We start from the raw sequence: 16,128 nt of genomic DNA on the forward strand, positions 1-16,128 counted from the left end.
TTACATGGTCCCTAGCGCTTTCGTGCGGCTGCACGCGTTGCCTCTCACCCCCAACGGCAAACTCGATCGCCGGGCACTGCCCGCTCCGGATGCCGACTCACTCGCCCATGCCGCGTACGAAGCCCCCATCGGTGCACTCGAGATCGCACTGGCCGACATCTGGCGTGAACTCCTCGGCGTCCACACGGTCAGTCGACACGATTCATTCTTTGCGCTTGGCGGACACTCCCTGCTCGCTGTTCAAATGATTACCCATGCAGCGAAGCGCAGCATGATATGTACCTTGAATGACATATTTCAACACTCCACTCTGGCGAAACTAGCTTTACACATCAACACTTATCCGTCATTTACCTCAAATATCAGTGCAATCACGATTCGACCATCCGGATCAGAACCTCCGATATTCTTCGTACCGGATGGCTCGGGAGATCATTCTTACGCATTCCCCCTTTCCGAGAGCATAAACATTGATTGCCCGACATATGTACTTCCATGGCCACCAAGTCTTGACGCCCCATCCAGTTTGATTGAAGATCTTGCTGAGAAAATGGCCAATATTATAATTGGTACCCAATCAACCGGACCCTATCGAGTTTGCGGCTACTGTACGGGCGGAATTCTCTCCTACGCTATCGCAAAACAACTTTCCGAAATGGGAATGGAGATCGATTTTGTTGGACTTATTGACACACCTGCCCCGAGCACTTTCAGAAATGACAATTTGACTATCGAGCAACGATTCGTTATGTCGATTTCCAATTGCGGAAATATCATACCAAGAGAAACCATAAATAAGATGCAAGAAAGTTTTGGAAGGCTAAACATTCAAGAGCTAATTGAGCTTGCGCAGAAACTAAAAATTCTTCCAAAAGCAATCCCCATCAAGATCGCCGTCGATCACTACAAGCGCATCCACAATTACGTCGACATGATAAAGATTTATGCTCCGCCGCCGTTGCATTCAACAATCCACCTATTTTATGCGCTTGAGAAGCCCGACCAAGGCGATCACACCTCTCCTCAAACGCATGGCTGGGATAAAATTATCCCATCGTCGCGTCTCTTTACAAATCCAGTACCTGGCAATCACATCACGCTGATGTCAGATAAATTGAATCGCATGCTTCTTGGAAACGCGTTGAGTCGCATATTAAAAGAGCCCAATACCTATACCTCCAAACCCCTGTCGCGCAAGCCTCTGGACACTGACAACTCGAACCTTAGGTCAATCTTTACATAATGCAGAGAGTTTTTTGGTTGGCGATCGCGGCTACTGACGCCTGACGATGCCTGGCGATGCCCGCCCGCGATCGGTAATCAAAAAAGTTCTTGTGCTAAACCGCGCCACAGGCGCTGGCGTCTATGGGCGTTGAATGATCGCCGCGATGATTCGCGATGCCACAGGCGTGGCTATCGCACGCGGGAACCACACGAATGGCACGAGCCGGTCGCGCAAAATCAGCGCGAATGCGGGGTCCAAGGACAGATAGTGTTGGGTTTCGCGACAGTGTAATGGGCGCGTGGACGCCGGCGCACGAGCGAGTTCGCGTTGGCCGTATCGGGGAAGACCAACGTGGCGGAGGATCATACTGGCGCCGGTCAGCGCACATGGGTCGGATCCGGCGGTGCCCTCGGCAGGATGCCAGGCACACCGCCCTCGAGGCGGACCATGTGGCCCTGGCCGCACACGGGGCAGTCGCGCAACGACCTGCCGGTGAGCCGCAGATAGCGGTCACGGTAGTCCTCTCCTATGGCTGGTGATGCAGCGGCGGGAGGCTCAGCACCGAGCAGCCGCCGACAGGTGGCGAGTCGCGCTGCCCGATGACAGTTGGCGAGCCACCCGTAGCTGCGGATGCGCTTGAAGCCATCCGGCAGTACATGCAGCAGGAAGCGGCGCATGAACTCGTCGGCCGTCAGCGTCATGGTCCTGTGCCGGGCCTGGTGCCGGTAGTCCTTCCAGCGGAACAGGACCGATTCGGCATCGAAACGCAGCAAGCGGTCGTTCGAGATGGCAACGCGATGCGTGTAGCGGCCCAGGTAGTCGAGCACCTGCCTGGCGCCACCGAAGGGTGGTTTCGCGTAGACCAACCATTCGGCCTGTGCGGCAGGCGCAAGCCACGCGGCGAACGCCTTGGGATCGCGCAGGGGCTGAAGCTGGCCATGCAGGCGCAGCGCGCCGGCGTCGAACGCACGCCGCAATTGCTCGAGGAACAGGCGGCGGTACAGCCGCGAAAGCACCCGCACCGGCAGGAAGAAGCCGGACCGGCAGGCGATCCAGCGCTCGCTGTCCGGTGCAATGCCACCTCCAGGTACGACGCAATGCACGTGGGGATGGTGCAGCAGATTCTGCCCCCACGTGTGCAGGACCGAAATGAAGCCGATCTCTGCACCCAGGTGTTTCGGGTCGGCGGCAATCGTGCGCAGCGTCTGCGCGCTCGTGCGAAACAGCAGATCGTAGAGCGTCTTCTTGTTCTGGTACGCGAGCGCGGCAATGGGCTCGGGGAGCGTGAAGACGACATGGAAGTACTCAACGCCGGGAATGAGCTCACTCTGTCGGCGCTCGAGCCATTGTGCACGGGCAAGTGACTGGCACTTCGGACAATGACGATTACGACACGAGTCGTAGGCAATACGCTGATGCCCGCATGTATCGCACTGCTCAATATGTGCGCCGAGCTCAGCGGTGCGGCACAGCTCGATGGCGCTCATGACACGACGCTGGGCACGACTGAGGGCGCCGGCATGAGTCTGCCGGTACTGAGGGCCGCAGCGGCGGAAGATGTCCGCCACCTCAAGCGCCGGTCGCATCGGCGGCTTCAGAAGTGCCCGGGCGCAGGAGGCTGTGACGGAGCAGATTCGGGATGCGGCAGCAGATCGAAGGGGCTGGTGGTGGCGCACACGGTGGTGGTCGCGACCTTGAGGTAGCGCGCAGTGGTTGTTAGGGAACGGTGCCCCATCAGCAGCTGGATCCGACGCACGTCGGTGCCGGCCTCCAGCAGGTGAGTGGCGAAGGCGTGCCGCAACGTGTGGGGCGTAATCGGTTTCCGGATACCGCTGCGCTCGCGGGCGGCAACGCAGGCGTACCACACGGCACATCGCGTGATCGGGTGCCCGGGAATATCGCCGGGAAATAGCCAGTCGCGAGGATGAGCGTCGTGCCAGTACGTTCTCAGGATCTCGAGCAGCCGTGGTGACAGCATTACATAGCGATCCTTATGGCCCTTGCCCTGGTTCACCCGGATGACCATGCGCTTGCTGTCAATATCCGTGACCTTGAGGTGCACAGCTTCGGACACACGCAGGCCAGCCGCGTAGGCAACCATCAGGATGGTGCGCTGCTTGAGAGTGGCGATCGACTCGAAGAAGGCTGTGATCTCTTCCAGGCTGAGAACGACCGGGAGCCGGACCGGCTTCCTGGGAAACGGAAAGTCCTCGTCACTCCAGTCGCGTTTGAGCGTCACGCGATACAGAAAGCGCAGCGCACCAATCGTCGGGCCGAGGCTGCCGGGGGCGAGCTTGCGCTCTTCACGCAGATAGACGAGCCAGGCCCGGATCTCCTCGGGGCCCAGCAGTTCAGGCGAGCGGTGGAAGTGCCGGGCGAAACTGGACACCTGTAGCAGGTAGGTTTGCTGGGTGGTCTCGGCGAAGTTGCGGATCTGCATGTCGTGCAGCATGCGTTGGCGCAGTGGCGTCATGGCGTGCCTCCTGGAAGCAGTGGTGAAGCCCGGTTGGGCATCCACATACTGCTCCTGGAGGTATCTGCGTCCCCTCGTTGGGATCCTGCGTCAGCTCGCCGCCACAATGAACGTCAGCCATCAGCTCTCGCGCTCCTCCCCTACCGCGTCAGCGGTTTAGTGTACGCCCGTGATGGCGTGCCATTTGCAGGGTGCAAGTCCCTGCCGGAGTTGGCCACAGCTCCGTAGCTGAAGGTAACTGCGTCGTCGTGAGGCGGGGTGGGGAGTAACCGGAAGCGAACTGTCGGTCCGTAGGTTGACGAACCTGTTTCGGCGGAGTATTGCGGCGAGCCTGCACTAAAGTGGCGAAGCCTGGAAGTAACACAGCACGCTGTCGTGGCGGACAAAGCGGTGCGGTGGCATACCACGTGATTGAGGACGGAACGATGGGAAGGTGGCACGAAGCAAGCGGGGAGACCTGCCGGCGAGGTGAACGCTGGCAGGAGTCAGAGTCCCGGTAGTACCGCACACGGAAGCGTTGAACCGTGGAGACCTGCGTCAGAGCAAAAGGCGCACTAGGGAAGCGGGGCAGGAAGGTTGATAGCAGAAGTCCGGAACGAGGCAAAGATGAAGATCGAAGCATCACCAGTGTCGGAAACGACTAAACGAGATGCAGACGCGCTGGGAAGCTGCGTGCAGCGGAAATTCGCGCCAGCCGCAATCTGGACGGACGCTATGTTGGCTGCTCTACGAAACGGAGTTAAAGGAGGTAAATGGCATAGTCTGATCGACAAGGTGTTTCGCCTGGACACGCTCGCGCTGGGGTGGGCTCAGGTCAAGAAGAACGCCGGGGCGGCGGGAGTCGACCGTATAAGCGTGAAGCGATTCGCGCAAGCGCGAGACCGATATCTCGCTGAACTGACGGATGCATTGCAGGACGGTAGCTATCGCCCACAGCCGGTGCGGCGCGTCTACATACCGAAAGGTAAAGGACGCCGCCCGCTCGGTATACCCGCTGTAAAAGACCGCGTAGTTCAAGCGGCCCTAAAGCTGGTGATCGAGCCGATCTTTGAACATGAGTTCGAGCCGAGAAGCTACGGCTTTCGCCCGGGCTTGGGCTGCAAGGATGCGCTGCGCGAAGTAGACCGGCATGTGAAAGCGGGCTACTGCTGGGTGGTCGATGCCGACCTGCAAAGCTATTTTGACTCGATTCCACACTCACCTCTTCTTGCGAGAGTGGCAGGGCGAATCTCGGACGGCCGGGTTCTGGAACTCATCCAGTACTTTCTCAAGCAAGACATCATGGAAGACATGACGCGTTGGACGCCGACTTCCGGCAGTCCTCAAGGGGCGGTTGTCAGCCCCTTGTTGGCAAATCTGTACCTGCACGAGCTTGACGTGGAAATGCGACAGGCAGGGCTGGTGATGGTGCGCTACGCGGATGACGCCGTGGTGTTATGCCGTACACGTGAGGAAGCGGAAGATGCGCTCACTCGCCTGCGTGCTTGGGTGGATGCGAACGGCTTGACACTGCATCCTGACAAGACCCACATTGGGGATTGCCGGCTGGAGGGTCACGGGTTCGAGTTCCTGGGTTACCGGTTCGAGGCAGGTCAACGTTGGGTGCGCAAGAAGAGTCTCATGGGGCTGCGGGATAAAATCCGCGCCCTGACCAAGCGTAACAGGGGCGATTCGATCGAGAGCATCATTGCGTCGATCAACCCGACCCTGCGTGGCTGGTTTGGCTATTTCCAGCACGCCCACCGCTACACCTTCTCGTCCGTCGACGGCTTTGTTCGTCGTCGTCTGCGAGCGATCCTGCGCCGACAGCTTCATCGTCCGGGGCAGGGCCGATGCCTTCGCGATCACACACGATGGCCAAATTCCTTCTTCGCTGATCTTGGGCTGTTCACGATGTCCGAGGCCCTTCAATTGGCGCGCCAATCCCGATGTGGAAACAACTGACTGGAGAGCCCGTCGCGGGAAAACTGCACACCGGGTTCGGAGGGAGGGGACGGCGATCGCCGTTTCCTACCCCTATACTCGGTCCGTTAGGTATACATATAAATTAGGTTCGCTTTCGACGCGACGGGCTCTCCCCACATGCGCATTCAACTGTAAAAGGCGCAATGCGGTAATTGTTGAAGCTCACCTAATTTCCGTGTTCTCATATCGAGGCTTACATCGTGTTCGAGGAGGACATCATGTCTGCAAGCAAATTGGCGGCGCACTCAGCGCGCTGCAGCACAGCTGTCGGGAGCCCCATAGACACCATCGTTTCCAGGTACGTGGATTACCTGCGTGACCGACGATATGCGTCGGATACGATCCAACGCTATCTGGCCTCCTTGCGCCACTTCGCCCGTCGGCTGGACAAGCGGTTGACCCTTGACGACATTGATGATGCTCTCGTGATGGAGTTTGTCGATGTTCATTTGCCGCATTGCCGATGTCCGCGACCGTGCATGCGCCATGTCAACACGGTACGCGCAGCTCTCCGCCATCTCCTGTCCGTTCTAAAGGACGAAGGGTTGAGCAACGCTGGTCGCGCTCAATTGCATACGCCGGTCGATATCGAATTGGAGCTGTTCAGGCACTACCTGGTCGATAGTTGCGGTTACGCGCAGACCACTTGTTGTAACCGTCTTTGGCATATTCGCAACTTTCTCGACTCCGTCTTCGGTCAGGAGGCCGTGACCGCCGATCAGCTAACTTCAACGGATATTGAGAACTTCATCGCGCGCTATTTCAAAGGGCGGAGTCACGCGACACGTCTTACCTACTGTGTTGATCTCGCAAGTTATCTGCGCTTTCGAGGCCTGCACGGGGATGACACTCGCGCGCTCCTGGCTGCGATCCCGAAGATGGCGCCACCGATGCCGGCACGTCTGCCGATTGCAATGACGAACAGGGAGTTGGACCTCTTTTTCGCAGCGTTCGATTTGACCGGCCCGATTGGCATGCGCGATTTCGCAATTGCACGGTGCCTGGCCGATCTGTCGCTACGTCGCATGGAAGTCGTACGTCTGCAGTTGGGTTCATTCGATTGGCAGAATGGAACGGTGACGCTAACTCATACCAAGGGCGGACGAGAACGCAAGCTACCGCTGCCGGTACAAACGGCCAAAGCACTTATCCGCTATTTAAGGTACGGACGGCCCGATACAAGTAGTCGTGCCGTCTTTGTCCGGCAAATCGCGCCGTACGACAAGCCCATCAGCGCAGTTGCCATCAATGACCTTATCAGAAGTGCCTTTGTACGTGCTGGGCTCGACGAACGATTTCGTGGCGTCCACGTGTTGCGACGCACCGCAGCAACACGCCTAGTTCAAGGTGGGGCATCACTAAAAGAAGTTGCTGACGTTCTGGGGCATAGGCATCTCAATACGACGACGCTTTACACCCGGGTCGATCTTGATCGTCTGCGCAAGGTAGCGCATCCATGGCCGGAGCATCGGCCATGAATGCTCCCCGACCTTGGACCGAGCGCATCGAAGACTACCTTGCATATCGGCGCAACGCTGGATTTAACATCGTGGGCGATTCGCCCAGACTGCGGCAATTCGGCCGATTCGCTGATCAACAGATACCCCCGCCTTTACACCTTGTCATCGAGCTAGCCGTTGCATGGGCTCGTTCGACGAAACGCGATCAACACTTCACGTGGGCTCGGCGTCTTGAACTTTTGCGGGGCTTTGCGCGGTACTGGCAACGTTTCGACCCAGTAACCGAGGTGCCGCCAGGAAGGCTGCTCGGTAGAGCCTATCGACGATTGACCCCACATATTTTCACGCAGCAGGAAGTATCGATGTTGATGGCAGCCACCACCAGCCTTCAGCCTCGTGATGGTCTGCGCCCTGTGACTTGCAAGACCATGATAGGGCTGCTCGCAGCGAGTGGTCTACGCCCGATAGAGGCCACACACCTGACACGCGATGACGTTGATCTTGACCAGGGATTGCTGCTGGTCCGGGAAGCAAAAGGGCATAGAAGCCGCTTGATTCCCTTGCATCCGAGCACCACAGAGGCCCTACGTACGTATGCTCAGCAGCGTGATCGCTTCGTGCGCCAGCCGCGCAGCGACCGGTTTTTCCTGCTCGATGGAGGTAAGCCGGTCGCCGTACCGACGCTCCAGTGCGCGTTGGAAACCCTATGCCGTCGACTGGGGTGGTTGCCACGCGGCGATTATGCGCATCATCGCTGTTATGACTTCCGACATAGTTTTGTCGCCAACAGTCTGTTGCGCTCCGACCGCCAGGGGATCGACGTTGATCACGCAATCCTCACGCTCTCGACTTATCTCGGCCACACCTCCGTCGCCCACACTTACTGGTACTGCACGGCGGTGCCAGAACTGATGGCTCTCGTTGGAGAGCGCTTTCATCGGTATGCCCAAGGGGAATCGACATGAGCCATGTCACCAGCCAGCCACAGGAGTTTGCCTCGCTCCTTCAGCGGTTCTTCATCGAACGGCTAATGCAGCAGCAGAATGCGAGTCCAAGAACGGTCGAGTCATACCGCGACACCTTCCGAATGCTATTGACCTATGCCCAGCAAGCGTTACATAAGCCGCCCGAGAAGTTCACACTCAACGAACTCGACGTCACGTTGATCACTGCCTTTCTGGACAACCTCGATACTGCACGATCCAATAGCATTCGCAGTCGCAATGCTCGGCTTTCCGCTATACGGACCTTCTATCACTATGTCACGATGAGATGTCCTCAGGCACTGCACCTGGCACAACAAATTCTCTCAATTCCAACGAAACGTTTCGAGAGACCGCTTCTGGGATTTCTATCACGTGAGGAAGTTCACGCCTTGTTGGACGCACCCGATGCAGATACGTGGTTCGGACAGCGCGATCGTCTATTGCTCGCGCTGCTCTACAACACTGGCGCCAGAGTATCTGAGCTGACCGGGATGCGGGTGGCCGATGTAACGCTTGCTGCAACGCCGTGGGTACGCCTGCATGGCAAGGGTCGAAAGCAGCGTGCCGTACCCCTGTGGCGTGAAACTGCTGCGGCGATACGCCACTGGATACGTGAGCAGGGTTTGCAACCGGAACAGCCCCTGTTGCCAAGCCGCCATGGCGGACCAATGACGCGCGCAAACGTGGCTGAGCGATTTTCGCTGGCACTGACGGCAGCAGGGAGGACCTGCCCATCGCTTATGAAGCGCCATATCACTCCGCATTCCATGAGGCACACGGTTGCCACGCATCTCTTGCAAGCCGGTGTAGGCATCACGGAGGTTGCGCTCTGGCTAGGACATGAGAGCCCTGTTACGACGCACGGCTATGTCGAGGCAGATCAGACGATGAAGCGGCGAGCGCTCGCGACAGTTAAAGCACCCGGAATCAAGATGACTTTTTATCGCCCGTCCGATTCACTGCTCAAATTTCTGGAAAGCCTCTGAGATTATTAGGCGAAGCATTCCAGCGAAAGCGCCCGGTCTGAGCTTCCCTTCCCTAGGCAGAAAATCGCTTCACAACTCGGGAAGGGACTCCTGCACCCAGTGTATCCAATTCGACCACACCTAATTTCTGGACATACCTAACGAACCTCCTGTTGGCCATAGGCGCTCCGTTCAAATGAACGGAGCGTACCGACTTGGAAAGTTCGAATTGCGCTTGTACCCGCTACCGCTGGCTTCTGCACGCCGCCCGCTGGGTGGCCCCTTTACGCCGCCCCTGGACTGGCTCTATTGCGCCGCCCATCAGGTGGCCCGATTACGCCGCCCCCGAATTGGCTCTATAACGCCGCCCGCTGACACCTGCCGCGCATCCGGCAACTCGGTGTGCTCGCCGCACGTCTGGACGAACTGTTCCTGCATCGCATCGCGCGTCATGTCCGTCGCGACGGCACCGTGTCGTTCAATGGCAAACGCTTCGAGGTCCCGTACGAACTCACCGGACAGTCGGTATTGCTCGTGGTCGATCCGCACGCCGGCACCGTCCTTCGCGTCGAGAGCCAGACCGGCCAGGCGCTGGGGGCCGCCACCGGGCTCGATGTCGTTGCCAACAGCAGGCGCCGGCGACAGCGTCCATTGGCCGAGCCCGTCACGAATGCCGTCACGCCGGGGCCAAACCTGCTCGAGCTCGTGCATCAACACCACTACCGGCAGGAGGCCTGAGCATGTACCGGCAACACTTCGGCCTGCGCGCAGCGCCGCTGGACAAGGATTCGACAGACCTCTGGGATGACGGCACGCTCGCCCAGCTCACCGAGCGCTTCCAGTGGCTGCTCGGCAGCCCCGGTATTGGCCTGCTGACCGGCGAGCCCGGCGTGGGCAAGACCGCGGCGCTACGGCATCTCACGCGAAGCCTCAATCCGCATCGCTATCACGTCATCTATCTGGCCGAGACGGAGTTCGGCCGCATCGACCTGTACCGCTCGCTCGCCCGGGCGCTTGGACTGGAGCCCAGCTACCGGCGCGCCGACCTCTGGCGTGAGCTCAAGCAGCGCATTACCGAGCTGGTCGAAGGCAAGCAGTTGCTCGTGGTGTGGATCATCGACGAGGCGCAGAACCTGCCGATCGAGTTCTTCCGTGACTTCCCGTCGTTCCTGAACTTCGCGTTCGATTCGCGCAACCTGCTTACGGTATGGCTGGCCGCGCATCCGTGCCTGGCCACCACGCTCGAGCGCGCGCCGTATGCCGCCCTGTACGGTCGTATCCAGGCGCGTGTGCAACTCAAGCCGGTGATCGAGCGCGAGCGCTTCGCACAACTGATCGCGCACGCCCTGAAGAGCGCCGGCTGCACGCATACGCTGCTGGCCGACTCCGGGCTCGAACTGTTGCGGCAGGCCTCACGCGGTTTGCCGCGACAGGCCGGGCGCATCCTGCGCACCGCCATGCAGCTGGCCGTGCCGCGCGGCCTGAACCATCTGCCCGACGAACTGCTGCAACAGGCTATCGAGGAATTCCGGTGAACAGGCGCCGCAAACACCCGACGGCGTCTCGCACAGCACCGACAATCATGCCCCGAGCGCCGGCGTTACCCGAACTGACGGATGAAGCCGCCGCGCAGATCCAGCGACTGCTGGGCGACTGGCTTGTGTGGTTCAGTGCTGCGTATGGCGAACAGATCCGTCGCTGCAACGAACCGTGGACTGCATCGCCGCGCGAACCACCTCCACGTCATCGCATCGACGATCCCTTCTGACGACACCGCAGCCCCGAGCCCGACAGCCGGGGCTGTGTTCGTTGTGCCGTGCGTCAAACATGCGATGCCACTCCTATATCGCTTCCTTGTATCTCGCGTTCAATTAGCAAGGACTTCTACTCGACCATCACGCGACGATCGGCGCCATCTCGCCTCGAATATCTCGCGATGCCGAACCCCGCTCACAGCGAGACGTAACAGCTATGCTCGCCGGCTTTTGCCGGAGAGAGCATGCCCGCGCACCGGATGAACATGCGCATGATCAAGGACGTTTTACGACTTAAATTCGACGGCGGCTTCTCGCACGATCGGATCGCCGCGTCACTGGGCATATCCAAGGGCGTGGTCACGAAGTACATAGGACTGGCCGGTGCCGCCGGGCTGGACTGGGCAAGCGCCTGCGATATGGATGAAGGCGACCTCGAGCGGCGGCTTCTCGGCAAGCCCACGGGGCCAGCAGGCTACGCCCAGCCCGACTACGGACGCATCCATCAGGAGCTGCGTCGCAAGGGCATGACGCTGACGTTGCTGTGGGAGGAGTACCAGGCCGAGTTCGCGGACCGGCAGACCTACCGCTATACGCAGTTCTGCGAGCACTACAAGGCGTTCACGAAACGCCTGAAGCGCTCGATGCGTCAGATTCACCGCGCCGGCGAGAAGCTGTTTGTCGACTTCGCCGGCCCCACGTTGCCGCTGACGACTGGACGCCGCGCGCACATCTTCGTGGCAGCCATGGGCGCATCGAGTTGCACGTTCGCATGCGCGACGCCAGCCGAAACGATGGAGGACTGGCTGGGCGGCATTGCTCGCGCGCTGACCTTCTATGGCGGCGTGACGCAAAAATCACCAGCTGGTGATTTCTGGACTACGCCGTTGTAAAACGCAAAGGCGCGCACATGCGAGCCGATCCAGTCGGGCAGTTTCTGCGTCCACGTCAGCTCAGCGAATGTGTAGCCGGACACGCCGAGCGCCGCAACGAACAGCTCAGCTTCACGGATCTCGCCCGTGTCCGGATTGATGATGCCGAGCTTCTTGCCGGAGTAATCGACGAACAGCTTCTGCCCCGGCATGTGCGTTTGCCGCATCGTCACCGGCAGTCGCTGCGCCCATTCCTGATAGGCCCGGCAGAACCAGCTATAGCCGTATCCGTCCGGATGCTGGGCCCTGTATTCCTGCCACAGCAGGTCCAGCGTCACGCCCGGCTTGCCGATCTCGCGATGTATCGTCGGCCAGTGCGGCATGCCCCGCGGCAGCGTGCGTGGCGCGGGCGGCGGATACAGCTGGGCTTCGAGTGCCGCGTCGTCGCTCGCCAGTTGTGCTGGCATCGGCCACTCCAGCCCGGCCAGCTTCACCCGGTGCAGGTATTGCCACACTGTCGAGGTCGACGTGCCGATGGCCTAGGCTTTGTTCGGATGGGTACGAGTCCCCTTGCTGTGGACGCACCTATCCATTTTTGACGCAAACCGACCTGCCGAAGGAGTTCCACAGGTTGATGAGGTTGGCGATGATGACGCCCTCGCACTCCTGCGAGGCGATCTTCTGCGTCAGCAGGGTGGCGCCAATGCATCGCTTGATGCGTGAGATCTGCGCTTCGACGCGCGAGCGCAGGCCGTAGCCGTATTTCTTGTGGAACGCATAAATCCCCTTGTCCTTGATGTACCTGACGAGCTCGTCATGCCAGCGCGTCTGTCCGTCACCGTGTACGATCGCGTGAGCCGGCGGTGGTATGACCGGCGTGATGCCTGCCCCGGACAGCGCTTCGCCGCGCTCGATGCTGTAGTACGCACCGTCGGCTATCACCCGGTCCACCGGTAGGTCCGCAGGCAGCATGGCGTCCATGCCTTCGCTGTCCGACACTTCGGTGGTAGTGATCCGGATCGCGTGGATGTTCATGTCCGCATCGATGGATAGAAGCATCTTGCGCCACGGCGTGCGATCGGCCTTTTTGCCGTATTTCTCTTCGTACCACTGACTGGCCCGGGCGAAGCTCAGACCCGTGCTGTCAACGATCAGGCTCACCGCTTCGCCACGCGCAAGCCGTCGGGCCAGCTGCTCGCAGCGCTGTGTCACGCTCGCCTCCAGCGCGGCAAACCGGTCACACAGCTGCCCGAAGCTGGGCACCGCGATGTCCAGCCCCCGGGTGGCCCAGTAGTCCTGCATGTAACCCGTCGTCTGCCGCATGCCCCAGCCGAACAGCCGGTAAAACCTGTAGATCAGCTCGATGTAACCAGCCGTGTAGGTCGGCTCGCGACCGGAGACGCCACGGGTACGCGTGATCGTGTTGATGAACTGCGCCTTCAGGTCGCCGTGCGGAACATACAGGCTGATCATCCCGCGCTTTTTCAGGCTCTGGTTATACGCGTGAGCGTTCGTGACCCGGTACCCGGCCGTCTCCCATTTGCGCGGTTCGCCTTGTTTCTGTCTGACCTTGTATGGCATTATCTGAACACGCTTTATTCATCATCACGCACTTCTACGCAAGTCGCGCCCTCTTTGCAATACCCCCCATCCGAACAAAGCCTACCCAAGCTGCGTGTTAGCGGCGGTGTAAAAGCGTCATTAGATGGTGGCGCAAAGTTGAGTAGAAGCGTCAACAACAGAGGCGGTTATGGGCCGCTGTTATTGGGTGATGGCCATCAGAATGGATCGTCGATGTCGCGAGGGTGAGGATTGTCGGGAGGCGCGCGCTGTTCGTGCAGCAGGTCATTGAGCGGAATCTGGTAGTGCGCGGCAATACGCTCGCGTAGATCGTCGATGAGTTCGACGACGGCGAGCGCCTGATCGGCGGACCAGTTGTCCGGGATCAGGAAGTCGAGCCCGTGAGTGATGCCCGAAGGCAGATGAAGGCGCTTCATGTTTTCTTCTTCTCCATGCGTGCCGCGCTGCGTTTCTTTGCGCGCTGCTCGGCCCGTTCACGTGCCTCCTTCACCCGGTAGGACTCGCCTTCGATCGCGACGACTTCGGCGCGATGCACCAGCCGGTCAACCAGCGAGACGACGCAGGCGGCGTTCGGAAACACCTCCGACCATTCTGCGAACGGCCGGTTTGTATAATCGTGACCACGGTGCTCGCTGCGCCGTATCTGCGGCTAATGAGTTCGAACAGCAGGTCGGCGTGGCGGTTCGAGTAGGACAGATATCCGACCTCGTCAATTACAAGCACGTCAGGCGCAGCGTACCGGTGCAGCCGCCGACGTAACGCCGAGTCACTGTCAAGCGCGGCGAGCTCACCGAGCATCTGGCCAGCGGTTGTGAACAGCGCGGTGTGCCCGCTAACGAGCGCCTGGTATGCGAGGTTCAGCGCGAGGGTCGACTTGCCCACGCCGTTCGGGCCGATCAGTACGACGTTGGCGGTGTCCCTGACGAACTCGAGCGACATCAGTTCTTCGACGGCGCCCCGGTCGCAACGCGTGGGCCACGCCCAGTCGAAGTCGCACAGCGGTTTGAAGCTGCCCAGATGGGCGTCCCGGATGCGCCTCTCGAGTGAACGGCGGGCGCGTTCGTCTTCTTCCCACTGCAGCAGCGGCGCAACCCAGTCGGCGTCAGTGAGTTCCGGCCAATGCGCCAGCAGCCCGTACAGGCGTAAGGCGTTCGCGCGCTCCTGCAAATTCTCAGGCGAGCTCATCTGTACCTCCCGTTATCTGGTCGTAGATGTCGAGCCGGTGAGGGGTCACCAGCGTGTCCTTGCTACGCACGTGCTCGGGCAGGTTCACAGTCACCGGCGGCGGTACCTGGCGCGACTCGCGCCGACGCTCCAGCGCCAGACGCACCGGATTCTGGTGAGGCGCGGCATCGCTCGCGAGCGTTTCCTCGATCGCTGCCTGCAGTTCGGCTGCACCATAACGGTCGAGCAGCCGCAGCAGGTGGGCAGTGATATTGCCCAGATTGGCGCCGCGTTCAGCCGCGCGCAGCATGAGTGTGTGACTGGCCGGCGCTGCGCGGGCGAGATGATCGAGGCCGCGATGGTGACGTGCTTCGCGCTTGCGTGCAACGAGGGCGTCGATGTGCGCGGCAATCTCGATCTGCGCGCCGCGATCGTAGCTGCGTACATGAGTCGCAAGCAGATCGGCACCGTCGAGAATGCGCACCTGCCGGGGATCGGCCCGGACCGTAAGCACGCGCCGCACATGGGTATGCGGGATCGTGTAGTCATTCAGGTCGAAGCGCACATAAGGCTGTTTGCCGACCTTCACGGCCTGTTGCAGCTCGCAGGGATACGGATTCTCCGGCAACGCAAGCAGGCTGGACTGCTCGCGGGCGAACGCTTCGCGCACCGTGATCGTGGGCTCTTCCCGGCAGGGACGATCGGCCGCCATGCCCGCGCACCATTGCGCGGCCTGGATGTTCAGATCGTCGAGATCGGCGAACTTGCGCGCGGCAAAGAAACTCTCGCGTACATATCTGATAGCTCTTTCGACGCGTCCCTTCTCGTGGTTATGGCCTCGAGGCCATAAAGCAGAGATTTTTTTGGTTGGCGATCGCGGCCACTTACGCGTGAACAGGCCGATCGGGACCAGTCCGCGATCGGTAATCAAAAAAATGTTTGTGCTAAACCGCTCCGCAAGCGCTGGCGTTTATGGGCATTGAATGATCGTCGCGGTGATTTGTGATGCCAGGCGCACGGGGTGGTGCGCGCCAGAAGCGGGCGGTTGGCCGGGCCCGTCGCGCGAAGACAGTGGAAATGCGGACGCCAATGGGTAAGGAATGCTGAGTTTCGCGGCATTGGGCGTGGTTCATCCCGGCGTTACACAGGCAGGGCAGAAATGAAAGTGCGGGATAATGTGGCCCACTTTAATTTCGGCGTCCCCATGACTTCATCCGTCTGCCCTGTTTCCGTAAAACCGGCTGGCTGCGACCGCAAGATGATGGCCGTTCGCGCCCTGGCGGGCGCTGAACCCGTCAGCGCCGTGGCCGCCCGCCACGGTGTCAGCCGTCCACTCGTCTATCGCCAGATGCGCAAGGCGAGCGCCGCGCTGGATGAAGCCTTTTCGCCAACGCAAATCGACGAAGACGCCGACAAGGTCCTGTTCTCGCTGCCGGTGACCCGACGATGGCTGGAGCAGGTCATCCTCGCACTGACGATGATCGGTCACGCCTCGATGCGCGGCGTCATCGAATTCATGAGCGACCTGCTGGGCGTGTCCATCAGCCTGGGCACCGTGCACAATGTTCACCAGCGTGCCGCGCAGCGGGCGATGGCCATCAACAACAGCATCGACCTGTCGGCCATCCGGGTGGGACTGCACGACGAGATCTTTCAGGGGACCCGGCCGGTTCTTACCGGCAT

At 60.2% G+C, this 16,128-nt stretch carries 14 protein-coding genes and 4 pseudogenes; 11 read left to right on the forward strand and 7 right to left on the reverse strand.

Annotation, left to right across the window (positions count from 1 at the left end; genetic code table 11):
- Both M3I56_RS41820 and M3I56_RS39160 read left to right on the forward strand, forming a co-directional pair.
- Positions 1–274: pseudogene (locus tag M3I56_RS41820) on the forward strand (phosphopantetheine-binding protein); the annotation flags it as partial.
- Positions 272–1,243: a thioesterase domain-containing protein gene (locus M3I56_RS39160; protein ID WP_254346695.1), complete on the forward strand. Its 972-nt coding sequence runs from the start codon at positions 272–274 to the stop codon at positions 1,241–1,243. The pseudogene M3I56_RS41820 and the gene M3I56_RS39160, both read left to right, overlap by 3 nt.
- Before the next feature lie 359 nt (positions 1,244–1,602).
- Here M3I56_RS39160 and M3I56_RS39165 read toward each other — a convergent pair whose 3' ends face one another.
- Together M3I56_RS39165 and M3I56_RS39170 are read right to left on the reverse strand one after the other, a co-directional pair.
- On the reverse strand, positions 1,603–2,811 hold the full coding sequence (locus tag M3I56_RS39165; RefSeq protein ID WP_254358468.1) for an IS91 family transposase: 1,209 nt from the start codon (positions 2,809–2,811) through the stop codon (positions 1,603–1,605).
- A gap of 8 nt (positions 2,812–2,819) precedes the next feature.
- Positions 2,820–3,698 carry a site-specific integrase gene (locus M3I56_RS39170; protein ID WP_254358469.1) on the reverse strand — a complete coding sequence of 293 codons (879 nt, stop codon included), beginning with the start codon at positions 3,696–3,698 and terminating at the stop codon, positions 2,820–2,822.
- 606 nt (positions 3,699–4,304) lie between these two features.
- Here M3I56_RS39170 and ltrA point away from each other — a divergent pair.
- The 8 genes and pseudogenes from ltrA to M3I56_RS39210 all read left to right on the forward strand — a co-directional run.
- Positions 4,305–5,642, forward strand: a complete 1,338-nt coding sequence (gene ltrA / locus M3I56_RS39175) for a group II intron reverse transcriptase/maturase (protein ID WP_254346339.1) — start codon at positions 4,305–4,307, stop codon at positions 5,640–5,642.
- Between the two features lie 239 nt (positions 5,643–5,881).
- Positions 5,882–7,141 (forward strand): tyrosine-type recombinase/integrase, encoded by a 1,260-nt coding sequence (locus M3I56_RS39180; protein WP_254358470.1) that lies wholly within the window; start codon positions 5,882–5,884, stop codon positions 7,139–7,141.
- Positions 7,138–8,088, forward strand: coding sequence for a tyrosine-type recombinase/integrase (locus tag M3I56_RS39185; RefSeq protein ID WP_254346351.1), 951 nt, complete (start codon positions 7,138–7,140; stop codon positions 8,086–8,088). Before M3I56_RS39180 ends, M3I56_RS39185 begins: the two co-directional genes overlap by 4 nt.
- On the forward strand, positions 8,085–9,095 hold the full coding sequence (locus M3I56_RS39190) for a tyrosine-type recombinase/integrase (RefSeq protein WP_254346353.1): 1,011 nt from the start codon (positions 8,085–8,087) through the stop codon (positions 9,093–9,095). The genes M3I56_RS39185 and M3I56_RS39190 overlap by 4 nt, the downstream gene beginning before the upstream one ends.
- A gap of 381 nt (positions 9,096–9,476) precedes the next feature.
- On the forward strand, positions 9,477–9,812 hold the full coding sequence (locus tag M3I56_RS39195; RefSeq protein WP_254346355.1) for a Mu transposase C-terminal domain-containing protein: 336 nt from the start codon (positions 9,477–9,479) through the stop codon (positions 9,810–9,812).
- Positions 9,813–9,814: 2 nt separating this feature from the next.
- Positions 9,815–10,609 (forward strand): ExeA family protein, encoded by a 795-nt coding sequence (locus M3I56_RS39200; protein WP_254346357.1) that lies wholly within the window; start codon positions 9,815–9,817, stop codon positions 10,607–10,609.
- A 47-nt stretch (positions 10,610–10,656) separates the two neighbouring features.
- Complete coding sequence (locus M3I56_RS39205; protein ID WP_254346359.1) at positions 10,657–10,842, forward strand: hypothetical protein; 186 nt, start codon at positions 10,657–10,659, stop codon at positions 10,840–10,842.
- Between the two features lie 252 nt (positions 10,843–11,094).
- A pseudogene (locus tag M3I56_RS39210) lies at positions 11,095–11,682 on the forward strand (IS21 family transposase); the annotation flags it as partial.
- Between the two features lie 26 nt (positions 11,683–11,708).
- On the opposite strand, the pseudogene M3I56_RS39215 reads toward M3I56_RS39210, so the two are convergent.
- The 5 genes and pseudogenes from M3I56_RS39215 to M3I56_RS39235 form a co-directional block, all read right to left on the reverse strand.
- Positions 11,709–12,236, reverse strand: a pseudogene (locus tag M3I56_RS39215) (IS21 family transposase); the annotation flags it as partial.
- Between the two features lie 49 nt (positions 12,237–12,285).
- Positions 12,286–13,281 (reverse strand): IS5 family transposase, encoded by a 996-nt coding sequence (locus M3I56_RS39220; RefSeq protein ID WP_254358471.1) that lies wholly within the window; start codon positions 13,279–13,281, stop codon positions 12,286–12,288.
- Between the two features lie 197 nt (positions 13,282–13,478).
- Positions 13,479–13,697 (reverse strand): hypothetical protein, encoded by a 219-nt coding sequence (locus M3I56_RS39225; protein WP_116138983.1) that lies wholly within the window; start codon positions 13,695–13,697, stop codon positions 13,479–13,481.
- Positions 13,694–14,466 (reverse strand): annotated as a pseudogene (gene istB / locus M3I56_RS39230) (IS21-like element helper ATPase IstB). Before istB ends, M3I56_RS39225 begins: the two are co-directional and overlap by 4 nt.
- Positions 14,453–15,376 carry a hypothetical protein gene (locus tag M3I56_RS39235; protein ID WP_375541876.1) on the reverse strand — a complete coding sequence of 308 codons (924 nt, stop codon included), beginning with the start codon at positions 15,374–15,376 and terminating at the stop codon, positions 14,453–14,455. Before M3I56_RS39235 ends, istB begins: the two are co-directional and overlap by 14 nt.
- A gap of 273 nt (positions 15,377–15,649) precedes the next feature.
- On the opposite strand from M3I56_RS39235, the gene M3I56_RS39240 reads away from it, so the two are divergent.
- The coding region (locus tag M3I56_RS39240; RefSeq protein WP_254358472.1) for a hypothetical protein at positions 15,650–16,128 on the forward strand (479 nt) is incomplete at its 3' end.

Origin of the sequence: Paraburkholderia sp. CNPSo 3281 (assembly GCF_024206515.1) — a bacterium.
Classification (GTDB): domain Bacteria; phylum Pseudomonadota; class Gammaproteobacteria; order Burkholderiales; family Burkholderiaceae; genus Paraburkholderia; species Paraburkholderia nodosa.